Source organism: bacterium, from assembly GCA_036524115.1.
In the GTDB taxonomy this organism is placed as follows: Bacteria; JAUVQV01; JAUVQV01; order JAUVQV01; family DATDCY01; genus DATDCY01.
The window spans coordinates 38,050-51,092 of the sequence record DATDCY010000315.1 but is presented as its reverse complement, the minus strand read 5'-3'; the positions used below and the strand labels follow the sequence as shown (position 1 = coordinate 51,092).

At 66.8% G+C, this 13,043-nt stretch carries 13 protein-coding genes; 7 read left to right on the top strand and 6 right to left on the bottom strand.

What is annotated here, in order from left to right:
- Nucleotides 1-19: 19 nt before the first annotated feature.
- Both VI078_15060 and VI078_15055 read left to right on the top strand, forming a co-directional pair.
- Nucleotides 20-349: a coiled coil domain-containing protein gene (locus tag VI078_15060; GenBank protein ID HEY6000604.1), complete on the top strand. Its 330-nt coding sequence runs from the start codon at nt 20-22 to the stop codon at nt 347-349.
- Nucleotides 346-660 carry a hypothetical protein gene (locus tag VI078_15055; GenBank protein ID HEY6000603.1) on the top strand — a complete coding sequence of 105 codons (315 nt, stop codon included), beginning with the start codon at nt 346-348 and terminating at the stop codon, nt 658-660. Before VI078_15060 ends, VI078_15055 begins: the two co-directional genes overlap by 4 nt.
- A gap of 253 nt (nt 661-913) precedes the next feature.
- Here VI078_15055 and VI078_15050 read toward each other — a convergent pair whose 3' ends face one another.
- Nucleotides 914-1,318 (bottom strand): FKBP-type peptidyl-prolyl cis-trans isomerase N-terminal domain-containing protein, encoded by a 405-nt coding sequence (locus tag VI078_15050; protein ID HEY6000602.1) that lies wholly within the window; start codon nt 1,316-1,318, stop codon nt 914-916.
- A gap of 90 nt (nt 1,319-1,408) precedes the next feature.
- Nucleotides 1,409-3,724, bottom strand: coding sequence for a multicopper oxidase (locus tag VI078_15045; GenBank protein ID HEY6000601.1), 2,316 nt, complete (start codon nt 3,722-3,724; stop codon nt 1,409-1,411).
- A 226-nt stretch (nt 3,725-3,950) separates the two neighbouring features.
- On the opposite strand from VI078_15045, the gene VI078_15040 reads away from it, so the two are divergent.
- Complete coding sequence (locus VI078_15040) at nt 3,951-4,823, top strand: MBL fold metallo-hydrolase (GenBank protein HEY6000600.1); 873 nt, start codon at nt 3,951-3,953, stop codon at nt 4,821-4,823.
- A gap of 170 nt (nt 4,824-4,993) precedes the next feature.
- Here VI078_15040 and VI078_15035 read toward each other — a convergent pair whose 3' ends face one another.
- The 3 genes from VI078_15035 to VI078_15025 all read right to left on the bottom strand — a co-directional run bounded on the left by VI078_15035 (nt 4,994) and on the right by VI078_15025 (nt 7,960).
- On the bottom strand, nt 4,994-5,686 hold the full coding sequence (locus VI078_15035; protein ID HEY6000599.1) for a hypothetical protein: 693 nt from the start codon (nt 5,684-5,686) through the stop codon (nt 4,994-4,996).
- A 211-nt stretch (nt 5,687-5,897) separates the two neighbouring features.
- Nucleotides 5,898-7,259 (bottom strand): HAMP domain-containing sensor histidine kinase, encoded by a 1,362-nt coding sequence (locus VI078_15030; protein ID HEY6000598.1) that lies wholly within the window; start codon nt 7,257-7,259, stop codon nt 5,898-5,900.
- A complete protein-coding gene (locus VI078_15025; protein HEY6000597.1) occupies nt 7,259-7,960 on the bottom strand; it encodes a response regulator transcription factor in 702 nt (233 codons plus the stop codon). Before VI078_15025 ends, VI078_15030 begins: the two co-directional genes overlap by 1 nt.
- A 199-nt stretch (nt 7,961-8,159) precedes the next feature.
- Between VI078_15025 and VI078_15020 the strand changes: the two genes are divergently transcribed.
- On the top strand, nt 8,160-10,121 hold the full coding sequence (locus VI078_15020) for an ATP-binding protein (GenBank protein HEY6000596.1): 1,962 nt from the start codon (nt 8,160-8,162) through the stop codon (nt 10,119-10,121).
- A 275-nt stretch (nt 10,122-10,396) separates the two neighbouring features.
- Here the strand turns inward: VI078_15020 and VI078_15015 are convergent, their stop codons facing one another.
- The gene (locus tag VI078_15015) at nt 10,397-10,570 is read right to left on the bottom strand and encodes a hypothetical protein (protein HEY6000595.1); all 174 of its coding nucleotides are present in this window, start codon (nt 10,568-10,570) and stop codon (nt 10,397-10,399) included.
- 29 nt (nt 10,571-10,599) lie between these two features.
- On the opposite strand from VI078_15015, the gene VI078_15010 reads away from it, so the two are divergent.
- The 3 genes from VI078_15010 to VI078_15000 all read left to right on the top strand — a co-directional run bounded on the left by VI078_15010 (nt 10,600) and on the right by VI078_15000 (nt 13,036).
- Nucleotides 10,600-10,929 carry a transposase gene (locus VI078_15010; GenBank protein HEY6000594.1) on the top strand — a complete coding sequence of 110 codons (330 nt, stop codon included), beginning with the start codon at nt 10,600-10,602 and terminating at the stop codon, nt 10,927-10,929.
- Nucleotides 10,930-11,637: 708 nt separating this feature from the next.
- Nucleotides 11,638-12,687: a M4 family metallopeptidase gene (locus VI078_15005; protein HEY6000593.1), complete on the top strand. Its 1,050-nt coding sequence runs from the start codon at nt 11,638-11,640 to the stop codon at nt 12,685-12,687.
- 49 nt (nt 12,688-12,736) lie between these two features.
- Entirely contained in the window at nt 12,737-13,036 is a 300-nt protein-coding gene (locus VI078_15000; GenBank protein ID HEY6000592.1) for a hypothetical protein, read from the top strand.
- Nucleotides 13,037-13,043: the final 7 nt, after the last annotated feature.

Here is a 13,043-nt window from a genome sequence, read left to right as displayed (position 1 = left end):
CACGACGGGAGGACTGGCGATGAACGAGAAGGAACTGTACCGGCAGAAATATCAAGCGCAGCTGGACGAGTGGAAGGCCGACGTCGCCAAGCTCAAGGCGAAGGCGGCGGGGGCCAAGGCGGGCGCGCAGATCGAGGTCACCAGGCAGCTCGAGGAACTCGACCGAAGGATGCACGAGGCCGGCGCCAGGCTCTCGGAGCTCGCCGCGGCGGGCGAAGAGACGTGGGACGCCGCCAGGAAGAAGGTCGACACCTCCTGGGAAGCCCTCAAGGCCGGCGTGGGCGCCGCGGCGGCGAAGTTCAAGGAACAGGGGCGGGACGACGTTCATCCGGGAAAGGGAAGCCGATGAAGAGGCTATTGCTCGTCGAGGTGATCGCGGCCCTGCTGCTCGCGGGGTGCATCGTGGGCGGGGGCTATGGCGTCGCCGTGGTGCCGGCGCTGCCGTCGATCGTGGTGCTGGACGCCGACCCCTACTACCAGCACGGCGGCTACTATTACTACTACCAGAACAACAGTTGGTCCTACTCGCGCACAAGGAACGGGCCGTGGACCGAGCTGCCGCGGGACCGCTACCCGAAAGAGGTCAGGTTCAAGGGCCATGGCGGCGGGCAGGGCGACGACCGCGGCCAGGGCAGGCAGCGCGGGCACGACAGGGAGTAGGAGCCGGGACGGCTGCGGCCTGGAGGCACGGATCTTCTGCGCCGACGGGACGCGGCACCATCCCCAAGGAGCTGATCGACTGGCGTGCCCCGATCTAGCCGGCGACCTCGCCGCCACTCGCGGCGCCAGTGTCTCCTTCCGAAAGTCATGTCGTGTCCTCGAAATCCCCCCTTCCCCCTTTGCCGAAGGGGGAAAGGGGGATTTGACGGGCTTGGTGAACGAGCGAAATCATCATCACTTCTGAGACACGACACTAGCGGCCCGTGCCGGCCGGGGCGGCGGGCGGCGCCGGCGGAGTCCCTCCCGGGGTCGCCGCCGGCGCGTTCGCGCCCTGGCCCTGCGGGGCCTTCTCGCTCTTCGCCTCCGCGGCCCTCCTCTGCTGGATCGTGACGATCCGCCGCTGCAGTATCTCGTAGACCTCCAGGTAGCGGTCCTTGCCGATCGTCGGGGCCTTGCCGCCCAGCCCGTCCCGGACCGCGCCGACCAGCGCCTCCTGGTCGACGGACAGGCCCAGCTTCCTCATGTTCTCGCCGAACTGGTAACCGAGAGCGTAACTCTCTTCGGTCTTCTGGTCCGCGGCCCGCGCGTCGGCGCACACCGCCGCGGCCCAGCACACGGCGAACACGGTCAGGAGGACCTTCGCCAACCTCGTCGTCATTGAACCTCCCTTCGTGGTCTCGCCGCTGAACGCGCGGCGGGGGAGGGCCGCGCCTGCCGGCCCTCCCCCGCCGCCTCGGCGTGGTCTCTTCTACTTGGCGACCAGGTACGGCCGCATCATCTCGTTGTCCTCGTGGTCGAGGATATGGCAGTGCCAGACGTAGCCCGGGCCCTTGGTGGGGTTGAAGGGGTAGAAGTTCTGGCCCGCGAGGGAGACGTTGGGCACGACCGGGACGCTCGTCGGGGTCCAACGGGCCAGGAAGCGCGTCACCTTCCCCGGCTCGGCCTTCACCGTCTCCTTCCAGCCCGACTCCCACGGCGCGGGCGGGGTGGTGTCACCCATCAGGTAGCCGGCCAGCGAGGGGTTTCCGCCGAAGACCCGCACACCGGTCTGTCCGTTCGGCAGGCTGGTCGTCTCGCCGTTGTTGCCATAGGGCAGCGGGGGGCCGTAGCCCGGGCAGGGGTTGAGCGGGTCGAGGTTGTCGCAGATCGGGCTCGCCGGCAGCGGGTTGCCGAACGCCGCCGCCCAGGCCGCGGGGTAGTCCATGGGAGCGGCCATGCCGAAGCTCTCGCGGTTCAGGACCTGGAACTGCACCAGGTGGGTGTGGATCGGATGGGTGTCCATGGTCAGGTTGACGATCTCCCAGAGCTCGACGGAGCCCTGCCGCGGCAGCTCGCTGATGCCGTTGGTCGGGAAGTCCGCCGCGATGCGCGGCGAGAACAGGCCGTTCCAGTGCGTGTTGTTCACGAGCACTTCGAGCGGCCCGCCCGCCCCCTGGTGCTCCTTGAGAACCAGCCGCCGGACCTTGTCGACCTTGACGCCCGCGGCGATCGCGCCGCCGGTGCCGTTGGTCAGCCGCACGGTCGGGACGACGCGCCCGCACTGGGCCGCGGCCGGGTTGCAGCTGGTGTCCGTGCCGACGAGCGGCAGCGAGACGTCGAACTGCATGACGCTCGCCATCTGGGGCTGGTCAGCGGGGCAAGGATTGGCCGGGTCGGGGCAGAGCACCGGGTCGGTGTAGGGGACCGGCGAGAGCCCCGCCGGGAACGGCACCGGCGCGTCGTTGGTCACGGTGATCAGGCCGGAGAGACCGGTGAAGTCCACGATGACGTCCATGCGCTCGCCGGGGGCCATGAAGACGCTGGTGATCGGGGCCGGCGCGTCGAGGTACGCGTCGTCGGCGCCGATCGCGTAGACGGGGGCCGCGCCGAAAGTCAGGTTCCAGACGCGCGCGTTGTTGCCGTTGAGCAGGCGGAAGCGGTAGCGCCGCGGCTCGACCTTGAGAACCGGCCAGGCCGAGCCGTTGACGAGGGCCACGTCACCCGCGAACTCGGGGTTCCAGAAGGTGTGGGTCCCCGGGTTGGTCGGCGGGCCGTTGAGGTTGCTGCACGGCACGGGGTTGAGGAAGGCGTCGAGGCAGTCCAGCGGCCCGCTGCCGTCCGGGAAGAAGAGCTGGCTGTTCGTGTCGAACTGGCGGTCCTGGACGGCCATCTCGATCTCGTAGGCGCCCCTTGGGAGGTTCGCCGGCTCGGTCGCCGGATCGCGGAGGAAGTAGAAGGCCTCCAGCCCGCTGTAGACGTTCGTGCGCGTGCTCCCCAGCGCGTGGTCGTGGAACCAAAGGGTCCCCGGCTCCTGGGCGTTCGGGTAGCGGTAGATCGCCTGGTTGGACGCGGGCGAGTCGAGCGTGCGGTACGCCTTCCCCTTGAGGCCCGTCGGCGTGAACCACGCCTCCGGGCCGCCGTCGAAGGCCGACGGGACCTCGCCGCCGTGGAGGTGCGGCACCGCCGGGACCGGTCCCGTGTACGGCGTGTCGCACCGGATCCCCGTCACCGGGTCGACGCCCGTGGGGTTGTTCATGCAGATCATCATCATCCGCTGGGGATCGGCCCAGTGGATGGTCTTGTCGACCGTGATCAACCCCTGCAGCGAGGTCGGGTCGACGCTCCAGCTCGGCAGGTCGTTCTCGTACGTGACGGTGAGGGGCCTGCCCCGTCTGGCCTCCAGCGTCACCGCCGGCCAGAACGCCGGAGCGAGCTTCCTGGTCCCGTCGCCGGTCCAGGTCTCGTAGGCCCAGATCGTCGTCGGGCTGTAGGTCGGCGCCGGGCAGGCCTTCCCCGCGTTGTCCGTGGCGTTGTAGGGAGCCGCCAGCGGGTCGGGCAGCACGGCCCGCGAGGACTGCACCATCTTCACCAGGATCTTGCTGTTCGTGACCGCGTTGACCCGCCGGAGCGCCGCGTTGTAGCCGGGGCCGAAGACGGGCAGCGAAGTCTTGAACTGCGGCACGCACTCCCCCGGCAGCCAGGTCTGGGGCGTCAACGCGCTCGCGGCGGCGCCCCCCGGGGCCATGGCCACGCCCCCCATGAGCGCCAGCCACGCTCCCAACGTCCGGATCGTTCCCTTTCTCATAAGCCTCTCCTCATCCCCGTTTCCCTGGCCGCCGCGTCACCACAACCCGGTCGGCCACCATGCGGGCACCGAGGTTCTCCCGCGGTGCGTCAAAACATATGGCCGGGGAATCGCGGGGACCATGGGGCAAACACAGCAAATTGCGCTGGAAGGACCGTCCGTCCCCTCTTCGTTGGCCGCCTCTTCCGCCCCTGCTTCCTGCATCGGACTCTTGCTACAATGAGTCATGCAGATCAACAAGCATCTTCATGCGCTCAAAGTCCCTTTCACGATCGTCACCCCCGCGGGGGCGCTGATCGACAGGTTCGTGTACGTCTATCTGATCTATGGCACGAACGGCGTCTGCCTGATCGACAGCGGCGTGGCCTCCGCCGAGGAGGCGATCTTCGATTATCTGCGGGTCACGGGACGGAGAGTCGACGACATCTCGCTGATCGTCCAGACCCATTCCCACCCGGACCACATCGGGGCGACCCGGACGATAAAGGGGGAGACGGGATGCGCGGTCGCCGTGCATCCCCTGGAGAGGGCGTGGATCGAGAACGTGCAGCTCCAGGCCCGGGAGAGACCGGTGCCCGGTTTCGACGCCCTCGTGGCCGGCTCCCTTGCCGTGGACCGGCTGCTGGAGGATGGCGAGGTCTTCGATCTCGGCTGCGGCCTGAAGCTGCAGGTCTTCCACACCCCGGGCCACTCGCCGGGTTCGATCTCCATCCTGCTGCTGGGCTACCAGGCGCTCTTCTCGGGAGACGCCATCCCGGTCCCCGGTGAGCCGCCCGTCTACGATGACGTCCTGGCCTCGGTCCGCTCGATCCGGAAGCTGATGGCGGTCAAGGACGTGCGCTACCTGCTTCCCTCCTGGGACGAGCCGCGGAAGGGCAGCGCCATCTTCTCGAGCATGGAGGAGGGACTTCGATATCTTCAGAGGATCCATGATGCGGTCAGACTCTGCGCGGGGACATCCCCGAAGCCGGACCCGCTGGAGACGACCAGATGCGTCCTCAAGGAGCTCTCGCTCCCCCCGGAGCTGGCAAGTCCCATCGTCGCCCGCTCGATCGCCGCCCACCTGAAGCTGCGCGATCAGGAGAGTATTCTCTCCTAAGGGGCAGATCGAAGCAGGGGCGCCATCCTTGCCGACCTTTCGCATCGCCTGATGCGGCCGCCCCTTCCCTCAGCTGCGGGGAAGAGACGGCCGCTGTCGGTGCAGGCGAACCGGCTCCGCCGTCGGCTGCGACCGGGCACTCGGCCGACGATGGACCGGTCGCTGCCCGCCTATTGCAGGACGGTGCGCGAAACCAGCGTGCCGTCAATGGCGAAGACGTAGAGGTAGGCCTTGGCCGTGTTCGCGACGGTGAAGTTGGGGAAGGTGTTGTTGAAGACGTCGTTCCCTTGCATCATCCCGAATCCGAAGTTGCTGGTCGTGACGTACACCTGGTTGTTCGCGATCACCGGTTGGGATGCGTAGCGGCCGTCCATCAGGACCGCCTGCGGCACCGAGGACGAGGAAAGCGGCACGGGAAGCCAGAAGATCACCGACTGCGCGGCCGTGTTTCCGTCGTTGGCTTTGATGACGTAATTGGCAGTGTTCGGCAGTGAGGCCGTGGCGATGAGGTCGGTGTCGCTCAGCACCGGGCTGGAGACGAGCCCGTCCAGCGTCAGCTTGAGGATCCCGCCCGCTGGCGATACGGCGAGAAGGTGCGACTGAAAGGACGACCACCGGGGAGTGCTGCCCGGAGTCGCGGACGGAACTGCGCTCACCAGGTACGCCGTGCCGTCAGGCCCCACGACGGGCTTTCCCGCCGCCCCGCTCATCATCCCGAAGCCGCCGGCGCCCGTCATCATGCCGCCACGGCCGCTGGTCCACCCGCAGCCGCCGGTCCAGCCGCCCCACCCCATCATCATGGCATGCGACCGGCCTGCGGACCCGAGCATCAGGCCCGCCGCCACGAGAACTGCGAACACCATCTTGCTTCCAGCGTTTCTCATTCTCCTCACGCTTCCTTTCCGTCTTTCGTGATCTGTTGCCAACTCTCTCTTCGAAGTCCCCGAGGAACCGCCTCAGGGCCTCGCCTGCCTCGCCTTGCCTCCCGCCTCGCCTCCCCGGCTCTTGCGGATGAGGAGAAACTAGCGAGGACTCGTGAAGGGGGCGCGTTCAGATTGTGAAGCTTTGTGAAGATCAGGCGTCGATTCCCGAATCCGGAAGGATGACGGTGAAAGTCGTGCCCCGGCCCGGTGCGCTCGCCACCTCGATCCGCCCGCCGTGCGCCTGGACCAACTCCCGGACAATGGTGAGCCCGAGACCGAGGCCGCCCTGCCGCCCGCGAAAGAACCGCTCGAAGATGAACGGGAGGTCTTCCGCCGCGATGCCGCGCCCCGTGTCGGTGACCTCGATCTTCAAGCCGTCGCCGGATGCCCGGGCGCCGACCGTCACCCGCCCGCCGCTCTCGGTTGCGGCCAGGGCGTTCGCCACGAGGTTTCGCAGGATCTGCACGAGGCGATCGGGATCGGCGTAGACCTCGAGGTCCCCGACTGGCGATATTGACAACTGGACGCCCTTTTCCTTGAAGAGCACTTCATGCCGGGAGCGAAGCCCTTCGAGGAAGGGTTCGAGGGGGAAACGCGTCTTGCGCAGTCCGAGGCTCGCGGCCTCGGCCTCCACGAGCTCGCCCATGGCCGCCACGAAGCGCGAGAGCCGGTCGATCTCCTCGAGGAGCGACTGGAGCTGCTCGCGCGAGGCCGGGATGAGACCGTCCGCGATCCCCTCGATCTCGCCGCGCATGGCGGTGAGGGGCGTGCGCAGCTCGTGCGTCATGTTGGCGCAGAGCTTCCGGTGCAGCTCGGACTGCTTCTCGAGGAATTCCGCCATGCGGTTGAAGTCCCGCGCCAGCATCGCCAGCTCATCCTTGCCCCGCACCGGCACGCGAGCGCCGCGATTGCCCTCGCCGATGGCGGCGGCCGCCTCCGCAAGACGCAGGATCGGCCGGGTGAAGCTGCGCGCGAGGGGGATGCTCAGACCAAGCGCTACGCCGCCGAGGACGAGCGAGATCAGGAGGATGAGGCGGTTCGAGCGCCTCAGGAAGAGATCGCGCCGCGTGAATGGGAGAAAGCGCACCTCGACCCGTCCCAGCTCCCGCCCGCCGAGAAGGAGCGGGTAGGGCAGGAAGGCGCCGGCGGAGGAGGGTTCGCTCATGCGGGAGATGGATGCGATGCGGTCCGCGCTCAACGCCGGCATGGTCAGGAGCGCCCGCCTGGTGGACATCAACTCCGTGCCCCCGGCATCCAGGACGCGCGTTTCGATGCCGAGCATGAGCGCCCAGATCGCGTCCTCGGCGAGCCGTTGGCGGCTCCAGCCTCGGCCCCGCTCGTAGGTCGACTCCAGGTCCGCCGTGACCCAATGGACGCGGTCCGCCATCTCCCCTTCGTGATAGTCGCTGAACTCCCGGAAGATGACGGCCCGCATGACGACGATCGCAACGAGGGAAAGGCCCCCGACCAGCAGGAGGAGCACCGCGAGCCTTGCCCAGAGCCGCCCGGGCATCAGACGTCTCTCGTGCCGATGAAGCGGTACCCGACGCCGTAGATGGTCTGGATGAAGAGCGGCTGCCGCGGGTCGTCCCCGATCTTGCGGCGCACGTTCTTCACATGAGCGTCGATGCTCCGCTCGTAGCCCTCGAAGTCGTAGCCAAGCGCCTTCGCGACAAGCTCCTCGCGCGTGAACACCTTCTCGGGCGCCCCGGCGAGGGCGGCGATCACCTTGAACTCCGTGGGGGTGAGCGCGACCGGCTTCCCGTCCCGCAGGAGGAGATAGCTGCGGGCATCGACGACCAGCGCCCCCTTGTTGAAGCTCGACGCTTCGCCGCCACCCGCCCCCTCCCTGCTCGCGCGCTTGAGCACGGCCTTGACCCGGGACACCAGCTCCCGGGGCGAGAACGGCTTGATCACGTAGTCATCGGCCCCGAGCGCGAAGCCGGCGAGCCTTTGCTCCTCGGAAGCCTTGGCGGTGAGCATGATCACGGGCGTGTCCCCCCGCTCCTTCAATTCCTGGCAGACGGCCTCGCCATCCATGTCGGGAAGCATGAGATCGAGAACGACCAGCAGCGGCGTCTCTTTCCCGGCGGCCTCAAGCGCCGCGTGGCCGGTGGAGGCCTGGACGACCCGGTAGCCCGCGTTCTCGAGGTAGATGCGCACGACGTTGGCGATCTTGCGATCGTCCTCGACGACGAGAATGGGGCTGATCACGGTTCCGGCCCCTGTTCGGCGCGCATGCCCATGAGACTTGAGATCACCACGGAGGGCTATCGATGCGCCTCCGCCCCGGCGCAGGTCCTCCATCGAGGAGCTTGTTTTCTCGTTGATCGGTTGCAGTTGCCGTGCTTCCCTCGCCGTGCTATAGGAGCACTCCATTCCTCTGCTGATCGCGATTTCCCTCGGATACACCGTGGAGGCCATCCGCAGCGGCAAGCGGTTGGTCCGTGGGGAGCTCGTCAAGCGCGCCGAGGTCGTCACGACCCTGGCCGGCCGCGCCGGCGAACTGCCACTGCTCTCGGGCAACCGCACGGTCATGCAGCGCGCGCTCCGCTCGTTCCTCGGCACGCCGGACGTGGTCTTCGCCGCGTTCGACGACGCCGAAGGCAGACCGCTCTCCTCGGCGGGACGGACGCCCCCGCCCTTCTCCACGGCAGTCTCCGGACGGGCGAGCATCATCCTCGAGCACCCGGACAGTCTCGAGTGCTACGCGCCGATCTTCACGGTGCGGACGAGCGACGAGCTGAGCGTCTTCGGCCAGGACCCGGCACCGGAGGCCGCAGGCGAGCAGATCGGCTGGGTGCGGCTGGGCTTCTCGCGGGCCTCGCTCATCGCCGGCGAGAGCCGGATCGTGCGACGCGGCCTTCTGCTCGCCCTGCTCTTCACCACGGGGAGTTGTCTCGTCGTCGCCCTGATGGTGACGATTTCCACGCGTCCGCTCCGGGCCCTCGCGAAGGGGGCGCGGAAGATCTCGTGCGGGGAATATCCCGAGATCGCGGTCGTCACCGGCGACGAGTTCGGCCAGCTCGCAGGCGAGTTCAACGGGATGAGCCGGGCCATCCAGGAGCGCGAGGCGCGAATCATCGCCTCGGAGCAGCGCATCAAGGATCTCTTCGAACGGGTCGAGCACGCCATCTTCCGGCTCGACGCCGCGGGAGCCATCGTCGAGCGCAATCGCAAGTTCGAAGCGCTCTGCGGTCATGCCGTCCGGCTTGAGGAGCTCTTCGTTGCTCCCGGCGGCGAGGAGCGGCTGCGCCAAGCCCTTGCGGGAGACTTGAAGAACGTGGAGCTTGGCGTCCGGGGAACGGGGGGCCGCGAATTCCAGGTGGTGATGTCGGTCTACCCGGAACGTGACGCGGGCGGGCGCCTGCTCGGCTACGACGGCTACTTCATGGACCTCACGGAGAAGAGGCGCCTGGAGGAGATGCTCTTCCAGACACAGAAGCTCGAGAGCCTCGGCCTCCTCGCCGGAGGCATCGCCCACGACTTCAACAACATTCTCACCGGCGTGCTCGGCTACGCGACGATGCTGAAGACCATGCTCCCCGCAGAGGAGAAGAGCTTCCGCTTTGTGGATATGATTGAAAAGTCCGCCCTGAGGGCCAGCGGCCTGACGCGCCAGCTCCTCGGCTTCGCCCGCAAGGGCAAGTACCGGACGGAGATCGTCGACGTCAACGGCATCGCCTGCGACCTGGTGGCGTTCCTCAAGGAAACGCTGGACCGCGCCATCGCGGTCGGTTTCGAGACCGCCAGCGGGGCGCTTCCGGTCGTGGGCGACGCCAACCAGCTCTACCAGGCCCTGCTCAACCTCTGCGTCAACGCCCGCGACGCCATGGCGGGTGGCGGACGGCTCTTTCTCAAGACCGAGACGTACCGGCTGCAAGACGAGAAGGTGGTGGACCTCTTCCGGATACCGGCCGGGACCTACGCCAGGGTCAGCGTCACGGACACTGGCACCGGGATGACCGCGGAGGTGCGCAAGAGGATCTTCGAGCCTTTCTACACGACGAAGGACCAGGGGAAGGGCACCGGGCTCGGACTCTCGATGGTCTACGGCATTGTCAGCAACCACGGGGGCTACATCAACGTCTATTCGGAAGTGGGTCTGGGGACCACCATCCAGGTCTACCTGCCGAAGGCCGAGGGCGACGCGGTGGTCCGCGACGGCGCCGTCCCCTTGGCGCAGCGGCCGCGGACGGGAACGATCCTGTTGGTCGAGGACGAGGAGGTGATCCGCCAGCTGGCGCGAGACATCCTCGAGGCTCACAACTACCGGGTGCTGCTTCGTAAGCGCGGATGGCGACTGACATCAGTGCAGGGGCCATCTCGTCCGTTCCCAGATCGTCCTTTGGGCACGGCCCATGTGCGATCCTGAACAAGGACGAAGGGCGGGCCCCGTTACCGCGCCCCCCTCGGTATGTGATCGGCCGCCTGAGTGAGCCGGCCGCGACAGTCCTGAAATCCCCCTCGCTCCCCCTTTGCCAAAGGGGGATGGGCTCGTGCCCGTCCCCCTTGGCGCCGAGGCGGGGGATCCCCGCCTGCCGGTCTAGTACATGTCGCCGCCGCCCATGCCGCCCATCCCTCCGGGCGTGCCGCCGGGCATCTTCTTCTCCTCCTCGGGCTTGTCGGCCACGAGGCACTCGGTCGTGATCATCCTCTCTTCTTGTTCTTCTTGACCTCCTGCACGATCACCGCGCCCTCGACCCCGGCGTTGACCACGATCTGCCGGATCGGCTCCTCGAGCGCCCGCTTGACGATGCCCACGCCCACCGCCTGGTCGCCGGCGAGCTTCAGTTCATCCAGCGCCGCGATGCAGCGGATCAAAAAAGCCATTTCTGGTCGGTCAGGAGCGGTTGTTCCCCCGCCAGCGCTCTTATCTGGACACGGTCTGGGCTCGGCTGCCCCAGTTGCGCCAGTACTACCTGATCAAAGAATGGCCGCGCCAACTCTACGGCTGCTCGGATCGCAAGGCGGCCGAGGGCCTCATGAGCCGAATCCTGATCTGTTGCCAGAGCAGCGACGACGCCGAGATCGTGCGCTGGGGCCGCACGCTCTCGCGCTGGAGGGGGTGCATCCTTGACCACTTCCTCTCCCGCGGCACCAACGCCTACACCGAGGGCGCCCACACCAAGATCAAGCTGATGAAGCGTGTCTCCTATGGATTCCGGAACGTCTCGGTCTAGATCAAGAAGATGCTGCTGGCCTTCCTGCCCCCGGTGCTCTTCACCCTCTACTGCGGCGGACCACACTTTTCCTCATAGAGCCTAGGTCCTCTTGACTTTATGGAACAACCATATGAAACTGCCAAGAGCTAAGCGTCCAGTGATCCTACCCTCCGACGCTCACGCACTTGGCGCTTGTTCCCAGTGCCGCCCATTCCAGCGGCAACCAGGGTTGTGCATTGGACGGTGGTGCTCGCTGTCAGATCTATCGGTTCAGGGGCTGGTGTCGCACCCTCGAGCGACGAGCCGACTTCGCCCAGCGAATGGATCCCGACAGGGAGGCGCGATGCGGGGCGCACAGAGTCGAGAACAGGGAGGCGGCGCAGGGGCTATTCACAGCTACAATCCTCTTGTCGGATTGGGCGAGGAACGCCAGTCCAAGGGGGCACCGTCCGCTCCTGGCATGTTACCACCGGCGGGGGGATGGGCGCGACCCGCACTTCACAGTTCGCCTTCCCCACTGGATCCGGAAGTTACTCACCAGCCTCCACAGCCGCCGGACTTGCTCCGTGATATGTCCGAGCCCGATATGGAGTATTGGCTGCGAGAAGGGAGTCCAAGAGGCCGCAACAGCGCTGGCCACGCGACGGATGCAGTGTGAGCGCTCGTTTCCAGCGAGCAGCACAAGCAGAGCGTTTGACGACGCCTCGTCGAGGCAAGGAGGTCACGATGTTCGAATCCTGCCCCAGTCCCCTGCACGGCATTCTGCCGCCCTATCTCATCGACCGGCTGAGCCAGTCGTCCGACAAGAAGGTGCGCCAGCTGGGGATTGACGCCAAGGAGGCTTCAGCGACGTTGCGGACTCAGCGTCTCATGCTAGCCACCTTGCCGGCCATGGCGGCGATCCCATCGCCGGCGGGGACGAAACATCGGCTCGTGTACGACGCAAAGCACGGTTCAATGTGGTCTTTACCGGGAAAGCTGGTGCGGTCTGAGGGCGACAAGAAGTCCAAGGATACGGCGGCGAATGAAGCGTACGACCACTCGGGGCGGGTCTACGATTTCTACCGTACGATCTTCGCCCGCAACTCCCTCGACGGCAACGGGATGGAGCTGATCTCCTCGGTCCATTTGGGGAACAAGTTCAACAACGCCTTCTGGAATGGCGAGCAGATGGCCTACGGCGACGGCGACGGATCGATCTTCGTCCGGTTCACCAAGTCCCTTGACGTGGTTGCGCACGAACTCACCCACGGGGTGATCACACACACCTGCAACCTCGAGTACCGAAACGAGTCCGGTGCGCTGAACGAGCACTTTGCCGATGTCATGGGTGTCCTCGTCGCCCAGTGGCGCCGCAAGCAGACGGTCAAGCAAGCGGCGTGGACGGTCGGCGCCGAGATCATGGGCCCCGGCACTTCCGCCAAGTGCTTGCGGACCTTCAAGAATGAACCGGCCTATCAGAACGATCCCATCCTCGGAGACGACCCCCAGCCGAAACATCTGAGGGACAAGTACACCGGCGCCGAGGACGAAGGCGGCGTACACATCAATTCTGGCATCCCGAACTATGCATTTTACCTCGTGGCGATGTCACTCGGCGGTCGTGCCTGGGAAAGGGCTGGGCAGATCTGGTACAAGACGATGTGCGCCCTGACCGCAAAGAGTGACTTCGCCCAGATAGTCAAGGGGACTGAAGCCGCCGCGTTCGAGTTGTTCGGTGCTGGGGCGAGCGAGCAGAAGGCCGTTCAGGCGGCCTGGAAGGCTGTTGGCTTCTAAGGATCCGTTGCGGGCGGATCCAGGCTGACGGGAAGCGAGGACAAACAGCATGAGAATCGTCCTGACGGAAACCGGGGGATTCGTCGGCATACCTCTGCAGTACGAGGTGGATGTCTCCGGGCTGCCCACGACGGTCTTGGCGGCATTGGAGGTGGCGATGTCCCAGGCCGAAAAGGCGCCTGGGCCTCCCGCCACCAGCGCTGGAGCCACCCGGATACGCTGGGAGCAGGAGGGCGGACGCGTGCGGGAAGCAGTCGTTTCGCACGCGTCCCCCGCCGCATCCGGCGGCGAGATCGCCAAACTGGTCGAGGTGCTTCGCGCCCACGCGCGACCCAAGGGCGCGCGGTGAGCAGTGG

Bases quoted from the DNA above. Each gene is read 5' to 3' on its own strand.
- VI078_15055 (HEY6000603.1), top strand. From the start codon at position 346: ATGAAGAGGCTATTGCTCGTCGAGGTGATCGCGGCCCTGCTGCTCGCG.
- VI078_15005 (HEY6000593.1), top strand. From the start codon at position 11,638: ATGTTCGAATCCTGCCCCAGTCCCCTGCACGGCATTCTGCCGCCCTAT.
- VI078_15000 (HEY6000592.1), top strand. From the start codon at position 12,737: ATGAGAATCGTCCTGACGGAAACCGGGGGATTCGTCGGCATACCTCTG.
- VI078_15050 (HEY6000602.1), bottom strand. From the start codon at position 1,318: ATGACGACGAGGTTGGCGAAGGTCCTCCTGACCGTGTTCGCCGTGTGC.
- VI078_15060 (HEY6000604.1), top strand. From the start codon at position 20: ATGAACGAGAAGGAACTGTACCGGCAGAAATATCAAGCGCAGCTGGAC.
- VI078_15040 (HEY6000600.1), top strand. From the start codon at position 3,951: ATGCAGATCAACAAGCATCTTCATGCGCTCAAAGTCCCTTTCACGATC.
- VI078_15045 (HEY6000601.1), bottom strand. From the start codon at position 3,724: ATGAGAAAGGGAACGATCCGGACGTTGGGAGCGTGGCTGGCGCTCATG.
- VI078_15035 (HEY6000599.1), bottom strand. From the start codon at position 5,686: ATGGTGTTCGCAGTTCTCGTGGCGGCGGGCCTGATGCTCGGGTCCGCA.
- VI078_15030 (HEY6000598.1), bottom strand. From the start codon at position 7,259: ATGCCCGGGCGGCTCTGGGCAAGGCTCGCGGTGCTCCTCCTGCTGGTC.